This is a genomic window from Embleya sp. AB8 (genome assembly GCF_049739465.1).
In the GTDB taxonomy this organism is placed as follows: Bacteria; Actinomycetota; Actinomycetes; order Streptomycetales; family Streptomycetaceae; genus Embleya.
The window spans coordinates 57,465-76,409 of record NZ_JBMHHY010000008.1; the positions used below are offsets into that span (position 1 = coordinate 57,465).

The window sequence follows — 18,945 nt, forward strand, 5'->3', positions numbered from 1 at the left end:
GCGGGGTGCGGGTAGGCGGGCGGGCGTCAGTCGAACAGGGATTCCTGGACGTCGCGCGCGGGCACGAACTCGGGTTCGAGCTCGGGCGGGTAGGTGCCCGCGACCCGGGCCAGGTCCTCCAGCGTGGACCAGCGCCGCATGGTGACGCCGTCGGTGACGACCCGGCGGAACAGGCTCGTCATGGCGTACGCGTCCCAGGTGACCGCACGCTCGGCGGGCGGGTCGAGTCCGATGCCGCGCAGCCGGGCGTCCAGGGACTGGGGTGTGGCGGTGGGGTGGACGATCGCGGCCAGCGCCAGGACGTCCAGCACGACGCAGGAGGCGAGCAGCGGGCAGTAGGCGCGCTGCTCCCACAGGATCGTCTTCTCGGCGAACGGCGGTACGGCGAGCAGGGCATGCGGGCCGTCGGATGCCAGGTGCCGATCGATGCCCGCCAGCGCCTCGGCCAGGGATCCCGGCGCGGCCGGCGGCACGGGCGCGGTGATCGGCGCGGGCGGCGGAGTGCCGGGCTCCGGGGCCTCGATCTCGGCGTGGGTACGCCACGCGACGTGGTCGCCGAGGCCGTGCTGCGTGATCGCGGCGGCGCCGACGGGAACGGGCCGTTGCAGGCCGCGAGTTGCCAGGCGGAGGCGAAGCCCGACGAAGCGTACGTCGGAAAGCGGTGTCGTTTTTGCATGTCCGGCCACCCCTGGATTGTAGGCGGGGGAGGTCGGCGACCGGCGGAACCGGGGTGCGGGCGTGGCGGGCGGCCCGGTCGTCACGGACCGTCGGGGCGCGGGAACACAACGTTTAGTAAAGCTTCCTAACATGACTTGACCCCGTGTTCGACGCCTTGGGATCGTCGGCCGACGTACTTCCTTCCCCGAAACTCTGTGAACCTCGGCGAAAGGACACCTCGTGGTGGCCAGGAAAGTACAGATGGCGCTGGTGGCCGGAGCGGCGGTCGCGGCACTGCTGTCCGGGCCCGTCGGCACCGGATCGGCGGGGCCGGCCGCATCGGTCGGGTCGGGCGGCTCGCCCGGCTCGCTTGCCGCGGCGCGGGTGACGACCCCGTACGCACCTCGCGCGAACGCCCCCTTCCAGCACCCCGGCGTCCTGGTCGGCGATCGCCAACTGGCCTTCGTCAAGGGCAAATTGGCCGCCGGTGCCGAACCCTGGAAGTCGGCCTTCGCCGACCTGCAGGCCAACAAGTACGCCTCCCTCGGCTGGCAGCCCAAGCCGCGTGCCGAGGTCGAATGCGGCTCCAGGTCCAACCCCAACAACGGCTGCTCGGACGAACGCGACGACTCGATGGCGGCCTATACGGACGCCCTGCAATGGGCGTTCACCGGCGACCAGCGCTACGCGGACAAGGCGATCGAGATCATGGACGCCTGGTCGGACGTCCTGCAGGAGCACACCAACAGCAACGCACCCCTGCAGACCGGCTGGTCCGGCGCCAACTTCTCGCGCGCCGGCGAACTGATCCGACACACCGGCGCGGGCTGGTCGGCCGGGTCGGTGGACCGCTTCGCGACGATGTTGCGCACCGTGTACGAGCCGATGTTGGTCAAGGGCAGCCCCACCAAGAACGGCAACTGGGAACTGATCGAGACCGACGCGCTGATGGGCATCGCGGTCTTCCTCGACGACCACGCCGCGTTCGACCGGGCCCTGACGATGTGGCGCAACCGACTGCCCGCGTACGTCTACCTCGAATCGGACGGGCCCCTTCCGGTACCACCCGCCGACTCCGGGATGAGCGGGCGGGATCGCCTGGTGAAGTACTGGCAGGGCCAATCCACCTTCCAGGACGGTCTGGCCCAGGAGACCTGTCGCGACTTCGGCCACACCGGCTGGGGCCTGGAAGCCGCCGCGCACGGCGCCGAGACGGCCCGCCTCCAGGGCGTCGACCTGTGGAGCGAGGGCCGGGAACGCCTGATCAAGGCCCTGGAGTTGCACACCTCGATCGACAACGGCGCAACCGTGCCGGACTGGTTGTGCGACGGCTCGGTGCAGACGGGCCTCGGCCCGGCCGTACAGCTCGCCTACAACGAATACCACGGCCGTGAGGGCCTTACGATGCCCAACACCGAGCAATACGTGGCCGCGCACAGCCCGTTCGGGGCCAACTACTTCATCGGGTGGGAGACGCTGACCCACACGAACGCACCGTAGGGGAGCCGCAGTTCGCGGTGCCGCGCGGCGCCGGGGTCGATGTGGTCACCAGGTGGAGGTCACCCAGGGGGCCACATCGATCGGGTCCATCCCGGCGCCGCCCGGGCCGGTGCGTCTCGGTCCAGGCGGGCCAGGACCGCGTCCACCAGGCTGGTCGTCGAGTCGACCAGGGGCAGTACGCGCGCGGCCTCCCGGCTGATCAGGGGGATCTCCGTACACGCGGCGATGGCGACCTGGGCACCGCCGGCGCGCAGGATCTCGGCGGCCCCGGCGATCAGCCGGGACGGCTCATCGAGGGGCAGGCCCTGTTTGACCGCCCGGATCGCCGGGTCGACGAGGCGTTCCTGGGCGGCGAGCGGGATGCGGATCACGGTGATGCCCAGTGCCTCGCCCGCACGTTCGTAGAGGCGGGCCACGCGGGTGCCCCGGGTGCACAGGACACCCACGCGCGTCACCTGCGCGGCCATCGTGCCGGCCGAGACCAGGGCCGCCGAGACCATGTCCAACACCTCGACGTCGGTGACGAGGGCGATCTCCGCGACGTAGGCATGCGCGGTGTTGCACGGGATGGCGATGCACTCGGCGCCGGCCGAGCGCAACCAACGGGCACCCTCGACCAACGCCGGTACCGGCGACGGGCCTTCACCGAGCAGCGCGGCGGTGCGATCCGGCACGCGCGGGTCGGCCCACATGGCGACCGGGACGTGCTCCTGGTCGGAGCCGGCGGGCGTCCGCTCCACCAGCCGTCGATAGAAGTCGGCGGTGGCGAGCGGGCCCATTCCGCCCAGGATGCCCAGCCGGCGGGGCGGTCGGTCGAGCGGATTCACGACCGAACCAGCCGGTGCGGCAGGGCGAACGCCTGCCGGCCCGACGGCGTGGTCACCGTCCGCGCAGCCAACAGCGCGTCGATCACCGCCTCTTCGACACATTCCATCGCCGCCGCGAACACCGCGTCCAGATGCGCCGGTTCGAGCCTGGCCGGCGCGTCGTCGGGCCGGGTCGAGAAGGCCAGCCCGTAGTCCCCACTGCCGTGACTGAACGCTGCGCCCACCCGACCGAGGGCGAACACACCGCGGGCCGCGATTCGGGACAACTGCCGTGCGGTACACGGGAGATCGATCGCCAACACGACCACACACGAGCCGTGCGCGGTGCTGAACCCGGCACTGGGCAGACCCAGGCTCGCGGGCGTCACGCTGCGCCCGAGCAGCCGCAGTTCGCCGTCCATGTTGGCCTGGACGAGCGCGCCCACGCTCGTCTCCCGCTCGCCGAGCGACACCGTGCGCGACGCGGTGCCGATGCCGGCCTTGAAGCCGAGCGCGCATGCTCCGGTGCCGCCGCCGACACTGCCCTGCGCCACCGGGCCGTCGTGCGCCCGGTCGAGTGCGGCGAGCACGTGCGCCGCGGTGAGCGGGCGGCGCACCACGGACGACAACCACGAGTCGTTGACCTCGCCGACCACCGGGTTCACCGAGATCACCGGGGCGTCGGCGCGGTCCAGGATCCAGGTCACCAGCGCGTCGGCGGCGCGAAAGGTGGACAGTGTGGAGGTGAGCAGGATCGGCGTCTCCAACTCGCCGAGCTCCACGAGCTGCGTGGCGCCGACGAACTTCCCGTAGCCGTTGCCGACGTACAACCCCGCCGGCAACGACGCCGCCGTACGCAGCGCGGTCGGCACGATCGCGGTCACCCCGGAGTGGATGCCCCGGGCGTCGTCCACCAGCGTGGTATGCCCGACCAATACCCCCGGCACGTCGGTGATGGCGTTGTGCGCCCCCGGCGCCAACCGCCCGACCCGATGCCCGGCGTCCCGAAGACGCAGCGGGGGGACGGATTCCTGATCCGGGTACTGCTGATCTGCGTCGCGCACGGTCCGATCGCCTTCTCTCGCGGGTACCGGTCCAGGCGATTCTGATCGCCCACACGCCACTGATCTCCGTCGCCCCGACCGAACTTTCCGCCTCGGCTTGGGCACCCCGAACAGGTACGGGTGGAAAGGCCCGATGGATGGGTCCCCTCGCGGGTGGTGTAGGTGGTACTGATGGGTGGCCCGGGCCGGTGCGGATGGTGTCTTCCCGGGGGTCGGCCCGTTGGGTCGGGTGGTTTCGGTGGTCCGCTCGTGGTGGGTTTCGGGCCGCGGGTCGGCGTGGTGAGGAGAGCTGATCGATGCCTGGGAAGTCCGCGAAACTGCTGTTGGGGAGTGCGGCGCTGGTGTGTGTGGTGGGCGTCGGGGTGGTCGCCGTCGGTGGTGAGGCGTCCGGGAAGGGGTCGGGCGGGAGTCCGGCCGCGACCGGGGCGGGCGGCCCAGCCGCGGCGGCGCCCAGTGCTCGGCCCGTGCTGCATCTGGACAGCCTGGACGGGCCCGTCACGGCGAACGAGATCAACTCGTTCAAGTCGTACATCCAGACGCTGGCCCCCGCCGCCGACAACATCGGCAACCAGTGGGCGCAGGGGCACAGCGGTGAGGACACCAAGGCGATGGGCATGGTGTACGAGATCTCGCAGGACCGGGCGATCCTGGACCGGATGATCGGGTTCTGCGACGCGGTCCTGTCCGAGCGCAACGACCTGGCGCCGGACCCGGTCGGCCAACACGTGTTGTGGACCGGCAACGTCGATCCGGCCTGGCCCAACGACATCACCGCCGACCCGATCGGTACGGGCGGCGAACAGGGCGACCCGGTGGGCCACTTGGCCAACTGCGCCCGGCTGATCCTGCAGACGCCCGCGATCTGGCAGACGCCGGTGACCCCGGGCGACCCGCACGGATACGGGGTCACCTACCTCGACCGGGCCAAGCGGTTCGTCAAGGAGGCGGACACCGCCGTCGACGGCCACATCCTGGCCCGCCTGTTGGACCTCTCCCAGGGCAACCGCCAGTATTTCGCCGCCGATTCGCCGTACAAGGGTGGCCAGGCGGTGCCCTGGAACCAGCAGATGATGTTCGACTACGCCTTCCAGAACCTGGCGATCGCCCACGAGCTGCTGGCCGACGACCCGCAACGGGTCGCCCGCTACGACCAGTTGGTGCAGACCAGCGTGGACTGGTTCTTCGCGGCGGCGCGCAAGTACACCGACTCGGCCGGGAACACGGCCTACGACTGGGGATACGCCGCGTCCCCCAAGGGTCTGGAGGACAACAACCACGGCAGCCTGGACTGCGCCGGTCTGTACCGCGCCTACCTCAGCGGCCGCTACCACATCACCCCGGACATGCTGGCGCCGCTCGTCAACACCTTCGTGGACGTGATGAGCACCGGTCCGCGCCACTACGCGGGCCGCATCGACGGCACCGACGGCTCCGGAAACAGCGGGCCCACCACGTATGTGCGCAGCGGTTGGCTCCTGATGGCCGAGTTCCGTCCGGACGCCTACCAGACCCTGATGAACGTCGACTTCCCGAACGGCAACACCACGGCGAGCGACCAGTTCTCCCGCGGCCTGATGCTCAAGAGCCGCCGGAGTCAGCGGTAGCCGACACCCGACCCGGGGACATCGCCCACGGCCCGCCTGCGGGCGGCCGTGGGCGGGCCGATCCGGCGCCGCTACGGTTTGCGGGCCACGAAGCCCCATTGGGTGACCGGGGGAGTGGTCACCGGCTCGTCGGGGCGCCACAGGGTGATCGAACCGAAGCCCGGCTCGAGAAGGTCGAGGTGGTCGGCGAAGGAGCCGAGCACCTCGGCCGGGCGGGAGACGTACGGGAGCGCGCCGCCGTCGGCGTACTCGTCGGACGCGGCCCGTGTTTCCGGGGTTTCGATGGTGTCGCACAGGACCAGGTGGCTGCCCGAGGGGAACGCGTCCAGGTAGGTGCGCAGCAGGGTCGTGGCCCGCGCGTCGTCGGTGACGTGGCCCAGCGTGGAGAGCAACATCAGTGCGACCGGTTGGGAGAGGTCCAGCGTCTCGGCGGCCTCGCGCAGCACCGTCTCGGCGTCCGTCAGGTCGGCCGGGACGAACGCGGTGGCCCCCTCCGGCCGACCGGTCAGGAGCGCGCGGGCGTGGGCGAGCACGATCGGGTCGTTGTCGACGTATACGATCCGCGCCTGCGGGGCGGCGCGTTGGGCCACCTCGTGGGTGGCCTCCGCGGTGGGCAGCCCGGTGCCCAGGTCGAGGAACTGCCGGATCCCGGCGGCCTCGGCGAGATGACGTACCGCACGCGCCTGGAACCGCCGCGAGGCGCGGGCGATGTCGACGATCTGCGGGAAGGACTCCTGTAACCGCGCCCCCAGGGCCCGGTCCACCGGGTAGTTGTCCTTGCCGCCCAGCCAGAAGTTCCACATGCGCGCCGAGTGCGGTGTCGTCGTGTCGATCGCCTGCACCGTTGCGGCAGACGGCTGTTCGGCGTGCATGGCGCTGTTCATCATGTTGTTCATGATGCTGCCCTCCATTGTTCGGCACGGCTGATCGGCCGGCCGGGCCGATCCTTTCAGGACCTGTGACAATCACCGTTCGCGGGTCCGGCGTCGTCGCCCACCGTGCCCGCTGCACCCGGGCCGAAGACTTTCCCTCCTGCCGACCAGGGGCGTTTCTCCCGACTTTCACCGGGGCAGGCTGCCCGGTGCAGCGAGGATCGGAGCCACGGACCGGATGGCGCTGCCGAGGAGGCGTGCGGTGACGGATCCGACCATCGCCGGGTTGGTCGTGCGACCGATGGCCACCCGCATCGGAGCCGAGATCTCCGGTGTAGATCTGTCCGACCCGCTGGACGACGAGGTCGCCGACGCGATCTGGTCCGCGGTACTCCGCTGGAAGGTGGTGTTCTTTCGTGAGCAGCACCTCGATCACGCCGGGCATGTCGCGCTCGCCCGCCGGTTCGGTGCGCCCATCCTCTCGCCGTCGCGCGGCGACGCCTCCCCGGCCGCCTTCCCGCAGGTGCAGTCGATGGTCGACCGGCTCGAGTTGGCCGAACGCTACGGACAGGACCGCGCGCAATGGTTGGACCGGCGGCGGCACACCCTGCTGCGCGACTGGCACAGTGACCTGACTCCCTGGATCGATCCCCCGGCCGCCACCATGCTGCGCGCAGAGGCCGCTCCGCCGTACGGTGGCGACACCACGTGGGCCAACCTGGCGGCGGCCTACGCCGGCCTGTCCGAACCCCTGCGGCGCCTGGCCGAGAGTCTGCGCGCCGAACACCGCCGAGGGGTCGGATATCTACCGCTACCCGGCCACGACGCCTACGCGCAGGAGTTGCAGGAGCGACCGGTGGTCTCGATCCACCCGCTCGTGCGGGTACATCCCGAGACCGGGGAGCGGGTGCTCCTCGTCAACCCCTACTACGTCGAGCGATTCGTCGAGTTGTCGCGGGCCGAGAGCCGCGCCCTGCTCGAGCTGTTCGTCGACCAGGCCACCCGGCCCGAATACACCGTGCGATTCCCGTGGGAGCCGGGGAGCATCGCGTTCTGGGACAACCGAGCCACCATTCACCTGGCCGCCCAGGACCGTGACCATCTCGACTCCCCACGCATCCTGCACCGCGTCATGCTCGCCGGCGATGTCCCGGTCGGCGTGGATGGAACGCCATCCACAGCGGTCGCCGGGGCACCGCTCACCGAACCGAAGGACGAACTCGCCGCACCGCGCTGACGCATCCGCCTCGCGGCAATCCGTTGCACCATCGCTGGGAAACGAACCGTGGGGGACAACGGATGGATGAGGTCCCATGCTCGGCGCCACAACAGGCAACATCCGCCGTTCCCGACGAGTTCGGGCAGGAAGCCCGGAGGAGAACTCTCGACCGACTGGTTTCGGCCCTGGTCCGGGAGGAACTGCTGGACCTCGAGGACGCCGAGCGGCATGGTTTGGCCATCCCGGTGCGGCAGGTCACCGCCGCCGGCCGGCTGGTCGTCGATGGTGTCGTCGCCCTGCGCACCGGCGCCGGCACCCGGCAACCGATCACCGAACCGGTCTGCCTCGTCGACGTGTTGGTCCGCCTCGGCCTGGTGCCGGTGCGCGGCCTGGACTGGGCACAGGTCCGCAGCGAGATCGCGGCCGGCGTCGAGGGCCATACGCTCGCCCTGGACGGGGCGGCTCGGCAGGCGGGGAAGATGCGCGCCGGCGGTGAGTGGGATCCGAAGCGCCCCTTCACCGCTCTGCTGGATCGACTGCCCGCCGGTTCTCCGCTGGTGGGGTTCGAGCAGCTGGTCGTGGACGGTCACCCGCTGCACCCGGCGGCCATGAGCAGGCTGGGCATGTCCGCCGCGGATGTGCTGCGGTACGCCCCCGAGTTCGGTGCCGCCTTCGCGCTTCCCCTGGTGGCGGTGGCGCGCGAGGCGGCCTCGGGCGCGGACGGCCGGGGCGGGACGGCACCCGGTGACCGAAGTGCCGGTCCGGCGGCGGCCGAGGCGGTGCTGAGCCGGGCGATTCCCGGCGCGGTGGCGGCCGCTCGGGCGGAGTTGGCGGATGCCGGGTACGACCCCGATCGGTACATCCTGCTGCCGGTCCATCCGCACCAGCGGGATCACGCACTCCCGAGGTTGCACGGTGATGCGCTGACGGCCGGCCTCGTGGTGCCCCTGGCCGTCACGGTCCCGGCCCGTCCGCTGTTGTCCACCCGCACCCTGGCCGTCCGCGAGCCGGGCTCGCCGGCCGGGCTGCATATCAAGACGGCCCTGGAGGTACAGATCACCAGCGCGGTACGGGGCGTCTCCGTCCAGGCCGTGCGCAACGGCCCGCGGCTCTCGGTCCTCCTGGAGCACATCGCCGCCGAGGAACACGACATGCGCAGCCTCACGGTCTGCCGGGAGCAGGCCGGGGTCTGCTTCGTGCCGGTCGAGCAGGCCGGAGCCGACGCAAGCGCCCGCCGACGGTCGCTCGGCGCGGTGCTGCGCGAGGACCCGGAAACCCTGCTCGCGCCGGGGGAGGTGGTGTTGCCGATCGCGGCGCTGCTCGCCCGCTCGCCGCTCACCGGCCGGACGATCCTGCATGACGTGGTCACCGAGCCGGCGGGCGGGGACCCGGACATGTCCGGCGCCGACGCGGTCGAGCGATGGCTCCGCCACTACCTGGAGCTGATCGTGCCACCCACGCTGACGCTGCTGACCCGGTACGGGATCGCGCTGGAGGCCCACTCGCAGAACACCCTGCTCGCCCTGCGCGGCGGACTGCCCAGCCGCGTCCTGATCCGGGATCTGGGCAGCGTCCGCATCCTGGCCGCGCGGCTGGCCCGCTCGGGGCATACCGTCATGCTCGCCCCCGGCTCCGCCCTGTACGCCTCGGACGCCGACACGCTGCGGTCCAAGCTGTACTTCGCCCTCTTCGGACACCAACTCGGCGAACTGGTACCCGCCTTGGCCGAGGTGGGCGGCTGCCCGGAGCAGGTGTTGTGGCCCGTTGTCCGGGACATCTGCCGGCAGACATTCATCCGCCTGACGGCCCGGGCACTCGGCGCCGATGCGGCGGCGGACGCCTGCGCCGACGCCCTGGCCCTGCTCGAGGACCCCTGGCCGGTCAAGGGCCTGCTCCGGATGCGCCTGACCGGGCAGGTGACCGAGCAGCCCCACTTCGCCGGCCCCAACCCGCTGCGCCGAGTACAGGGCGAGGTCGAGGCCGGGGTCTTGGCAGAACTGCGCGCGCACGACCCGGACTTGGCGATCCGCTGGCTGACCGAACTCGACGCCGCGCGCCGGGACACGGCACAGGACCTCCTGGCGGCACTGCGCCGCGAAGGGCTGGTCACCGGCCCGCACGGTGCGGCGGACCGCCCCGAGCAGGTGGTCGACAACCTGCGCACCACGAGTGGCAACTGGACCGGACTGCGCGCGGAACTGGCCGACTCCGCCGCCAACCTGGCGCTGAGCCGAGCGGCGGCCCGACGCCGGAGAGAGGTCCTCCGGGCCACGGGTGCTCCCGACCCGCTCAGCACGGTTCCCGCAGGATCTTCCCCCTCCGACGTCACCCTTGCCCTGGATGCCCTGGAAACCGAGGGCCACGCCCTGCACCCGTGCCGCCGCACCCGGCTGGGGTTCTCCACCGCCGATGTACTCGCCTACACCCCCGAATCCGGTGCGACGGTGAGGGTGGAGATGGTCGCCGTCCACCGGGGGTCCGCTCTGGAGACCGCCCATGAGGACGGGCGCACGGTGGGCGACCTGCTTGCGGCGGCCTATCCCGCCCTCACGTCCCGGGCCGTACGCGGCCTGCGGGAGCGTGGGTACGACCCGGACGCCTACGTGTTGGTTCCGGTCCACCCCTGGCAGGCACGGAACGTGCTGCCGTCCGCCTACGACACCGAGATCGCCGCCGGCCTGGTGGTGCGGCTGCCCGAGGCCGCCCTGGCCTGCCGCCCGACCTCCAGCATCCGCACCCTGGTCACCATCGACCCGGGCCGGGACGGCGAGCGACTCACCCTCAAACTCGCGCTGGACGTGCAACTCACCGGGGGACGCCGAACCATCTCCCCCGCAACGACCCGCAACAGCCCACGCCTTGGCCCACTCCTGCGGCGCCTGCTCGCCGCGGAGCCGCGCACCACCGGACGAGTGGACTTCGTCCCGGAGTTGGCCGGCGTCGCCTTCGACCCACCGGAAGGGCCCTCGGGTCCGCCCATCCGTCACCGGGGGTTGTCCGCACTGCTTCGCCCGGACCCGGCGGGAGGACTTCGTCCGGGCGAGACCATGGTCAGCGGCGTCACACTGCTCGCCCGCTCACCGGTGACCGGGCACCCCCTGCTGACCGACGTGGTCAATGCTCGGGCCACCGCGGACGGCATCGCACCCTCCGCCGCGGCACTGGCCTTCCTCCGCGAGTACGGCGACCTGCTCTGCTCGGCCGCGTTGCCGCTGCTGTGGCGCCACGGGATCGCGATCGAGGCGCACTTGCAGAACACCCTGCTTGTGCTCCGCCGGCCGGATCCGATCCGGCTCGTGTTGCGGGACAGCGGCGGGCTGCGCCTGCACCCGGGCCGTTTCGGCGAGACCGGATCCGACTTCACCCCGCACCCAGGGTCGTTGACGGTCACCGAGCACATCGAGGAGGTCCGCGCCAAGCTCTGCCACGCGGTGATCCACGCCAACCTGGGCATCCTGATCGACCGGTTGCGGCAGGAATTCCGGCTGCCCGCACCCACCCCATGGGACGTGGTCCGGGCAGTCGTCGAGGAGATCCGGGCAGACGTGTCGAGCAGCGCCACGCCCGGACTGGCCGGGCGGGTGGCACAGGACACCGCCGCGCTGCTCGGCCCGCACCTCCCGCAGAAGGCTCTGGTCACCATGCGGCTCTTCCCCGGCCGCGGCGACATCTATCTCCCCCAGCCCAACCCCCTGCACTGTCACGAGAGTTCCCCCGGCGACCTTCGCTGAGGCGGACTGTTCGACGGCCGGTTCGATCGCCCTGCGGGGCGCAGGTGCCGGTCAGGGTCGGCAGTGGGGCCGGGTGCGGGCGGCGTAGGAGCGCGCGGCAGTGAGCAGGCCGAGGCCGAGGCCGCCGAACGCCATGCCGCCGAAGGCGACCAGCCACAACGTCCCGGACCGGGTGGCGCCCATGGCCGCGTCGGGTTCGGGCGCCGCGACCACGTCGAGCGCGGCGAGTGGGGCATAGCGCGGCAACCGCCGCGCCCGGCGCCCACCCGGGCCATCCCCGAACCCACCCCCACCCGTTCCCGCGCGACTTCGCGGCAACGGACCGTGCCCCGTCGTGCCTTCGTTCCGATACGGGCGCAAGCATGGCGACCTCCGACTCCCTCGACCAGGACGCCCATGCTCGCCCGCCACACCCGCCGGCCACATCCACAACGCGCCGGACCGCCCCGGTCCCCCGCCCGGGGGACCGGAACACCCCACCGGGCGGACGCGCGCGGAAGGACCCCGGGCGACGGTGGAGGTGTCTCCCGCCATCGCCCGGGGTCCGGGCCGGTCCGACGAGCCGTCGGTCAGCGGCCCGTGCCCGCGTGGACCAGGGCCTTTTCGGTGGTGTCCAGGTCGAACGCGGTATGCAGCGCGCGGACCGCGGCGGCCACCTGCGTGGTGCGGCACAGGACCGAGATGCGGATCTCCGACGTGGAGATGATCTCGATATTGATCCCGGTCGCCGCCAGGGTCTCGCAGAACGTCGCGGTCACCCCGGGACTGGTCCGCATCCCGGTGCCGATCAGCGAGATCTTGCCGATGTCCTCGTCGTGGGTGACCTCCTCGAAGCCGATTTCCGGGCGCAGTTCGCGTAGTGCGGTCAGGGCGGCGGGGGCGCCTTCCTTGGGGAGCACGAAGGTGATGTCGGTGCTTCCGCCGGTGGGCTGCGCCGCGTTCTGGACGACCATGTCGATCTCGCCGCCCGCGTCGGCGACGGTGCGGACCAGCCGGCCGACCGCGTCGGCGTGGTCGGGCACGCCGAGTACGGTGACCTTGGCACCGGAGGTGTCGTGGGCGACTCCGGTGATCGTCGAGCGTTCGGAGCCGCCGTCGGCCGAACCGGACACCGTGGTGCCGGGTTTGTCACCGTACGCGGAGCGCACATGGATGGGTACGCCGCAGCGGCGGGCGTATTCGACGGAGCGCAGGGCCAGTACCTTGCTGCCCGAGGCGGCCATCTCCTGCATCGCCTCGTAGCTGATGTGGTCGAGCAGCCCGGCGTTCGGGACTATTCGGGGATCCGCGCTGTAGACGCCGTCGACGTCCGTGTAGATCTCGCAGACGTCCGCCTTGAGCGCGGCGGCGAGTGCGATCGCGGTGGTGTCCGAGCCGCCGCGGCCCAAAGTGGTGATGTCGTCGGTGTCCCGGCTCAGTCCCTGGAATCCGGCCACCAGGACGATGGCGCCGCGGTCGAGTTCGCGGCGGATGCGCTGTGGTGCCACCTCGATGATCTGGGCGTTGCCGTGGTCGGCGGTGGTGAACACCCCGGCCTGGGGGCCGGAGAGCGAGCACGCCCGTTCGCCGAGTGCGCGAATGGCCATCGCGGCCAGGGCGTTGGAGATCCGCTCGCCCGACGTGAACAACATGTCGAGTTCGCGCGGGTGCGGTAATGGGGTGATCTGCCGGGCCAGGTCCAGCAGTTCGTCGGTGGTGTCGCCCATCGCGGACAGGACCACGACGACGTCGTGACCCTCCCGGTGGGTGGCGACCACACGTTCGGCGACTCGTTTGATGCGGTCGGTGCTGTGCACCGAGGAGCCGCCGTATTTCTGGACGATGAGAACCATGGGGAGGTCTCCTCCAGCGGCTGCCGGGGGTAGGGGCAGCCGGTCGGCGCCGAGTCGGCCGGGGTCGGCCGACGCATCGGCGTGGGGCTACGGTTGGCCGGTTTCGATGGCGTCGACAAGAATGGAGCACGCGGTGTCCACGACGTCGGCGCTGACATTGAGCGGCGGCAGGATCCGGACCACGCCGTCTTCGCGACCACCGATTTCGATGATCAGACCGCGGCGCAGCGCACGGGCCTGGACGGCGCCGGCGAACTCGGTCGCGGGTCGACCGGTGTCCGGGTCCGCCAGTTCGACGCCCCACATCAGTCCGCGCCCGCGCACCTCGCGTACCCACGGGTCGGCGAGCAGCGGGGTGAGTCGGTCGGCGATCTGCGCGCCGCGGCGGCGCACGTTGCCCAGGATGTCGTCGCGGCGCATGATCCGGATCGCCTCGACCCCGGCGGCGAAGGCGAGTTGGTTGCCGCGGAAGGTGCCGATGTGCGCGCCCGCCGCCCAGGTGTCCAGCTTGTCGTTGTACATGATCAGCGCGATCGGGGTGCCGATGCCGCTGAGTGCCTTGGAGGCGACGATCACGTCCGGTTCGATGTCGTACTGCTCGAAGGCGAACCAGGTCCCGGTGCGTCCGCAGCCGGTCTGGACCTCGTCGACGATCAGTGGGATGTCGAGCTCGCGGGTGAGCGCCCGCACCCGACGGACGAAGTCCGCGGTGGCCGGGATGACGCCGCCCTCGCCCTGGACCAGTTCGAGGATCACCGCGGCCGGCCGCGCGATGCCGCCGTTGCTGTCGGTGAGCGAACGCTCCAGGTATTCCACGCAGTTGGTGGTGCAGGTGTCCGGGCTCAGCCCGATGGGGCACCGGCTGCAGTAGGAGAACGGGAAGAAGTGGGCGCCGGGAACCCCGTTGGGCAGGGCGCTCTTGGGCGCCACGAGTCCGGTCACCGCCATGGCGGCGTGGGTGCTGCCGTGGAAGCCGCCCTGGAAGGTGACGACGTCGCCGCGGCCGGTGGCCAGCTTGCACAGCTTGATCGCGGCCTCGACGGCGTTGGCCCCGGTCGGGCCGCAGAAGTGCACCTTGGTGCGGTCCCGCATGGCGGCCGGGAGCATGGACAGTTGGGCCTCGAGGAACTCGTCCTTGATCGGGGTGGGGAAGTCCAGGCCGTGGGTGAGCACGCCGAGCTGCGCGGTGACCGAGCGGACCAGTTCGGGGTGGTTGTGGCCGAGCGACAGGACGCCGGCGCCGGCCAGGAAGTCGATGAACACGTTGCCGTCGACATCACGGACGAAGCTGCCGGAAGCCTCGGCAAGGGCGATCGGCAGGTGTCGCGGATAGGTTCGGGCGTTGGACTCGCGCCGGTCCTGGCGCGCGAGTAGTTCGGCGGAGTTCGGGCCGGGCAGATCGCAGTCGACCCGCGGTTCGGTCATGGTGCGTTGGACGAGCGGTGCCATGAGGGTCTCCGATGGGCGTGGCGGAAATTCGGACAGAGACTGGGGAATTCGGTTGATGTGATCGTCGGTTCAGCTGGGCCGGGCCGGGATGCCACGCCACCGGGTGCCGTCGGGCAGGTGTTCGCCCTTCATCACCAGGGACAGTGCGTCCAGCGTGGTGCCGGCGCCGACCTGCGCGTCGTAGAGCACCACGGATCGGGTACCGACCGAACTGCCCGCGCCTATTCGCACGTGGGACATCTTCATCACCCGGTCCTCGAACAGGTGGGTCTGCAGCGAGGTCACCTCGGCCACGGCCGCATCGTCGCCGACCTCGACCAGGTCGAACTCGGTCAGGTAGGTCGTCGCGAGCCAGACCCGCTTGCCGATCCGGGCGCCGAACAGTCGCATGACCGGGCCCATCAGGGGGGTGCCGGTGAGGAAGTTCAGCAGGCTCGGCACGACGAGGTTCTCGAACAGCCCGGTGATCAGCTCGGTGCGGCGCACCCAGACGCCCCACAGCGGCTCGACGCGGGGCCGGTAGCGGCCGATCACCAGCCACTTGAGCAGCACCACGGCCAGCGTGGAGCCGACGCCGATGCCGAGCAGGAGTGCGGGGCCGAACAGGAACAGCGCCCACGGCGGGAAGGCCTCGGCGATCTGGATCGAGGCGTACAGACTGGCGAGCGTGGCCAGGGCGACGAGCGTCGCGGGCAGGGTGACCCGGAAGTACTCGATGGCCAGGCGGGCCGCGATCAGGCCCCGGGTCGGGCTGAAGGTGTACTTCGCCGGGAAGTCCTGACTGGCCTCGCGGCGCGGCAGGAAGATCGCGGGGGAGCCCAGCCAGGTCGTCTCCGGGTCGATCGGCCGGGTCGGGGCGAGCGAGTGCACGCCGAGCAGGCTGTTCTCGCCGAGCCGGCACGAGCCGGGCACCAGTGCGCCGTTGCCGACGAAGCTGCGCGCGCCGACCTCGGCCGGGGCGACCGAGACCTGGCCGCGGTGGAAGACCGCGGGGCCGACGACACTGACGTCCGCGACGAAGCTGCGCTCGCCGATGATCAGCATGTCCGGGTCGACGAAGCTGACCGTGGCCACCTCGGACCAGCGTCCGGTGCGGGCGCCGAGCAGGCGCAGGAACGGTACGAGGTAGAGCGTCGAGTAGAGCGAGTGGGTCAGCGTCAGGCTGGTGGTCATCATGCCGTCGCCGATCCACTTGCGAACGCCGAACCCGCTGCGTTCGGGGTGGATGCCGGCCCGTACCCGGGGCAACAGCACCCGCTTGACGACCAGGACCAGGGTGCAGGTGAGGATCACGAACAGCGGTCCGGCCAGGACGGTGGCGGCGACCGCCCAGCCGAAGCCGAACTTCCAGGCCACGCAGCCGATCAGGGCGCCGGTGCCGCCGGCGACCAGGAGCGGGATCAGCGCGAGCAACAGGGCCGCGGTCGTGAAGCCGGCCAACACCGCTACGGTCCACGGGCGTTGGTCGTCCGCGGCGGCCAGTTCCTCGAGCAGCGCGGGCGCGGTGTCCTGGCGGGCGACCGGCGAGCCGGCCCAGTGCTCGCCGGCGGGGATCACCCGGTCGGCGGGGACCAGGGACTGTTCGCCGACCGAGGCCCGGTCGCCGATCACGGCACCGGCCATGACCACGCTGTTCGTGCCCACGAAGCTGCCCGAGCCGATCTTGATCGGCGCGAGCCGCAACCAGCCGTCCGCGACCACGTACGGCTGGAGCCGGGCACCGTAGCCGATGCTCGTGCCTTCACCGATCTCCACGAACGCGGGCAGGCCGATCACCGCCGACAGGTGGCAGCCGCGACCGATTCGGGCCCCGAGCAGTCGCAACCAGGGTGCGAGCAGCGGCGATCCGGTCAGGAACGGCAGCGGGCTGAACGCGAGCATTCGGCCGTAGAGCCAGAACCGCAGATAGGTCACGCCCCACAGCGGATGGAACCCCGGTCGGACGCCGATCATCAACAATCGGCCGGCCAGGAAGGGGATCAGCAGGCTGACCACTATCCAGCCGATCTCCAGGAGGATGAACCCGGGCAGGTTCATGTGGGTCAGGTGGTCGAGGATGCCGCCGTTGGCCGGCTCGAACACCGGCAGGTTCCAGGCCAGGAACATCCGGTAGAGCAGCACCACGGTGGGCAGGTTGAAGATGAGCAGCCAGCCGTACAGGCAGGTCATCTGGGCCAGGCCGCAGCCGAACACCCGGGCGCTGGAGTGGCGTCGGGGGGCCGGGGGCGCGGCGGGCGAGGTGCCGGCGGGCCGGGCCTCGGTCTCGGCCCGGGCGGCAGCCGCCGCCTTCGCCTCCGCCTCGACGAAGCCCGCCAGTCCCCGGATGGTGGGATGCGCGTACAGGTCGCCCATCGCCACCCCCTGCAACCGGGTCTCGCGGCGCATCCGGGAGATCAGTCGCGCGGCGGCCATCGAGTGGCCGCCCAGGTCGCAGAAGAAGTCGTCCTCGACGGAGACCGCCTCGCCGCCGAGCACCTCCTTCCACATCACGGCCAGCTGCTCCTCCAGACCTGTCGCGGGTGCGACATGCGTGGTGGTGCGCCGGTTCAGCGGCGGCGAGGTGGGCGCCGGCAGCGCGGCCCGGTCGACCTTGTCGGCGGCCAGGAGCGGGAATTCGGGCAGCACCTCGACGAAGGACGGGATCATGTAGTCCGGCAGTCGGCTCTGCAACGACACCCGCAACCGATCGCGCAGGCGGTCGTGGTCGTGGGCGTCGCCGTTGGCCCGGTCGGAGAGCGTGACGTAGCCGATCAGGTCCTGGACCACGCCGTCCTGTGCCAGCGGGGTCACCACGGCGTTCTCGATCGCGGTGTCCTCGCGCAACACCTCCTCGATCTCGGCCAGTTCGATCCGGTAGCCGCGGATCTTGACCTGGGTGTCGACCCGGCCCAGGTATTCGATCTCGCCGTTGGGGGTGAATCGGCCCAGGTCGCCGGTGCGGTAGACGCGCGGTACCTCGGCGCGGTCCGCCTCGACGGGGTTGGACACGAAACGTTCGGCGGTGAGTTCGGGCCGGTTGACGTAGCCGATGGCCACCCCCGGGCCGCCGACGCAGATCTCGCCGCCGGTGCCCTCGGCGACCGGGCGCAGTTGCTCGTCCAGGATGTAGACGCGGTAGGTGGGCAGCGGGATGCCGATCGTCACGGCCCGGTTGGGGGCCAGTTCGCCGCAGGTGGCGGTGACGGTGGTCTCGGTGGGCCCGTACGCGTTGAGGATCCGTCGGCCCGGTTGCGTCCAGCGTCGGACCAGGTCCGGCGGGCAGGCCTCGCCGCTGACCAACAGGGTGCGCAGCCGGGGGAGTTCGGCCTCGATGGTGGTCAACAGCGTGGGTACGCAGCACAACACGGTGATCGTGTTGGCCAGCAGGAACTCGCTCAGACCATGGCCCACCCGGCGGCCGTCGGTGGGGCCGGCGACCAGGGTGGCGCCGGCGATCCAGGCGGGCCAGATCTCCTCCACCGAGAAGTCGAAGGCGATCGACAACCCCTGGTAGACCCGGTCCTCGGCGCCCACCTGGTAGATCGGGGTGACCACGCGCAGGAAGTTGACGATGCTCTCGTGCGATACGGCCACCCCCTTGGGTCGGCCGGTGGTACCGGAGGTGTAGATCACATACGAGCACGCGGACGGCTCGATGTCGACGTCGAGCCGAGCGGCGGACTGCTCGGCCAGTTCGTGGGCGATCGTGTCGAGTTCGAGGTGGGGGCAGGGCAGATCGGTGGTGCGGTGGCGCATCCCGGACGTGGTGACCAGGTCGCACAGTTCGGCGTCCTCGGCGATGAAGGCGATACGTTCGGCCGGGAACGAGGGGTCGAGTGGGACGTAGGCCGCGCCGGTCTTGATCACCGCGAGCAGCGCGATGTAGGAGTCGACCGAGCGCTCCAGCAGGATGCCGACGGTGCGGCCCGAAGTCGCCCCACGAGACCTCAGCAGATTCGCCAGCCGGTTGGCCAGCGAATCTACTTCCGCGTAACTTAGCTCGGCGTTCTCGCAGACGATCGCGATTGCGTCGGGATTGCGGTCGCAGGAGTGCTCGAAGAAATGTGGAAGGGCGCTGATCGGCGACTCGTCGAGAGCGGTCGCGGGCCGCGTCGGAGCGCGGACCAGCGCCGACTTCGCTGGTCCCGGGGCGGATCTCACATGGGTCATGACGCATCCTCGTGTGGGATTTATGTAAACCCGGTTGAATTATTTGATTCGTGTTTACCTGA

General features: G+C 71.0%; 12 protein-coding genes. 4 read left to right on the forward strand and 8 right to left on the reverse strand.

Annotated features, from left to right (window positions below; translation table 11 throughout):
- Nucleotides 1-26 precede the first annotated feature (26 nt).
- The gene (locus ABIA38_RS13310; protein WP_424638784.1) at nt 27-686 is read right to left on the reverse strand and encodes a hypothetical protein; all 660 of its coding nucleotides are present in this window, start codon (nt 684-686) and stop codon (nt 27-29) included.
- A 232-nt stretch (nt 687-918) separates the two neighbouring features.
- Here ABIA38_RS13310 and ABIA38_RS13315 point away from each other — a divergent pair, with 232 nt between their 5' ends.
- Nucleotides 919-2,157: an alginate lyase family protein gene (locus ABIA38_RS13315; protein WP_424638977.1), complete on the forward strand. Its 1,239-nt coding sequence runs from the start codon at nt 919-921 to the stop codon at nt 2,155-2,157.
- A 59-nt stretch (nt 2,158-2,216) separates the two neighbouring features.
- Here ABIA38_RS13315 and ABIA38_RS13320 read toward each other — a convergent pair whose 3' ends face one another.
- Together ABIA38_RS13320 and ABIA38_RS13325 are read right to left on the reverse strand one after the other, a co-directional pair.
- Nucleotides 2,217-2,984: an aspartate/glutamate racemase family protein gene (locus ABIA38_RS13320; protein ID WP_424638785.1), complete on the reverse strand. Its 768-nt coding sequence runs from the start codon at nt 2,982-2,984 to the stop codon at nt 2,217-2,219.
- On the reverse strand, nt 2,981-4,027 hold the full coding sequence (locus tag ABIA38_RS13325; RefSeq protein ID WP_424638786.1) for a P1 family peptidase: 1,047 nt from the start codon (nt 4,025-4,027) through the stop codon (nt 2,981-2,983). Before ABIA38_RS13325 ends, ABIA38_RS13320 begins: the two co-directional genes overlap by 4 nt.
- Nucleotides 4,028-4,323: 296 nt before the next feature.
- On the opposite strand from ABIA38_RS13325, the gene ABIA38_RS13330 reads away from it, so the two are divergent.
- The gene (locus ABIA38_RS13330; protein ID WP_424638787.1) at nt 4,324-5,631 is read left to right on the forward strand and encodes a hypothetical protein; all 1,308 of its coding nucleotides are present in this window, start codon (nt 4,324-4,326) and stop codon (nt 5,629-5,631) included.
- A gap of 71 nt (nt 5,632-5,702) precedes the next feature.
- Here the strand turns inward: ABIA38_RS13330 and ABIA38_RS13335 are convergent, their stop codons facing one another.
- Nucleotides 5,703-6,503 (reverse strand): SAM-dependent methyltransferase, encoded by an 801-nt coding sequence (locus ABIA38_RS13335; RefSeq protein WP_424638978.1) that lies wholly within the window; start codon nt 6,501-6,503, stop codon nt 5,703-5,705.
- Between the two features lie 238 nt (nt 6,504-6,741).
- Here ABIA38_RS13335 and ABIA38_RS13340 point away from each other — a divergent pair, with 238 nt between their 5' ends.
- Together ABIA38_RS13340 and ABIA38_RS13345 are read left to right on the forward strand one after the other, a co-directional pair.
- Nucleotides 6,742-7,740 (forward strand): TauD/TfdA dioxygenase family protein, encoded by a 999-nt coding sequence (locus tag ABIA38_RS13340; protein WP_424638788.1) that lies wholly within the window; start codon nt 6,742-6,744, stop codon nt 7,738-7,740.
- A 62-nt stretch (nt 7,741-7,802) separates the two neighbouring features.
- Nucleotides 7,803-11,453, forward strand: a complete 3,651-nt coding sequence (locus ABIA38_RS13345; RefSeq protein WP_424638789.1) for an IucA/IucC family protein — start codon at nt 7,803-7,805, stop codon at nt 11,451-11,453.
- Between the two features lie 51 nt (nt 11,454-11,504).
- Here the strand turns inward: ABIA38_RS13345 and ABIA38_RS13350 are convergent, their stop codons facing one another.
- From ABIA38_RS13350 to ABIA38_RS13365, 4 genes are all read right to left on the reverse strand, one after another.
- The gene (locus ABIA38_RS13350; RefSeq protein ID WP_424638790.1) at nt 11,505-11,699 is read right to left on the reverse strand and encodes a hypothetical protein; all 195 of its coding nucleotides are present in this window, start codon (nt 11,697-11,699) and stop codon (nt 11,505-11,507) included.
- A gap of 323 nt (nt 11,700-12,022) precedes the next feature.
- Nucleotides 12,023-13,285 (reverse strand): aspartate kinase, encoded by a 1,263-nt coding sequence (locus tag ABIA38_RS13355; protein WP_424638791.1) that lies wholly within the window; start codon nt 13,283-13,285, stop codon nt 12,023-12,025.
- An 87-nt stretch (nt 13,286-13,372) separates the two neighbouring features.
- Nucleotides 13,373-14,734: an aspartate aminotransferase family protein gene (locus ABIA38_RS13360; RefSeq protein ID WP_424638792.1), complete on the reverse strand. Its 1,362-nt coding sequence runs from the start codon at nt 14,732-14,734 to the stop codon at nt 13,373-13,375.
- Between the two features lie 69 nt (nt 14,735-14,803).
- Entirely contained in the window at nt 14,804-18,883 is a 4,080-nt protein-coding gene (locus ABIA38_RS13365) for a Pls/PosA family non-ribosomal peptide synthetase (protein ID WP_424638793.1), read from the reverse strand.
- Nucleotides 18,884-18,945: the final 62 nt, after the last annotated feature.

What these genes read in the sequence shown, in the direction of transcription:
- ABIA38_RS13315 (WP_424638977.1), top strand. Translation starts at nt 919, where the DNA reads ATGGCGCTGGTGGCCGGAGCGGCGGTCGCGGCACTGCTGTCCGGGCCC.
- ABIA38_RS13330 (WP_424638787.1), top strand. Translation starts at nt 4,324, where the DNA reads ATGCCTGGGAAGTCCGCGAAACTGCTGTTGGGGAGTGCGGCGCTGGTG.
- ABIA38_RS13335 (WP_424638978.1), bottom strand. Translation starts at nt 6,503, where the DNA reads ATGCACGCCGAACAGCCGTCTGCCGCAACGGTGCAGGCGATCGACACG.
- ABIA38_RS13340 (WP_424638788.1), top strand. Translation starts at nt 6,742, where the DNA reads ATGGCGCTGCCGAGGAGGCGTGCGGTGACGGATCCGACCATCGCCGGG.
- ABIA38_RS13345 (WP_424638789.1), top strand. Translation starts at nt 7,803, where the DNA reads ATGGATGAGGTCCCATGCTCGGCGCCACAACAGGCAACATCCGCCGTT.
- ABIA38_RS13355 (WP_424638791.1), bottom strand. Translation starts at nt 13,285, where the DNA reads ATGGTTCTCATCGTCCAGAAATACGGCGGCTCCTCGGTGCACAGCACC.
- ABIA38_RS13360 (WP_424638792.1), bottom strand. Translation starts at nt 14,734, where the DNA reads ATGGCACCGCTCGTCCAACGCACCATGACCGAACCGCGGGTCGACTGC.
- ABIA38_RS13365 (WP_424638793.1), bottom strand. Translation starts at nt 18,883, where the DNA reads ATGACCCATGTGAGATCCGCCCCGGGACCAGCGAAGTCGGCGCTGGTC.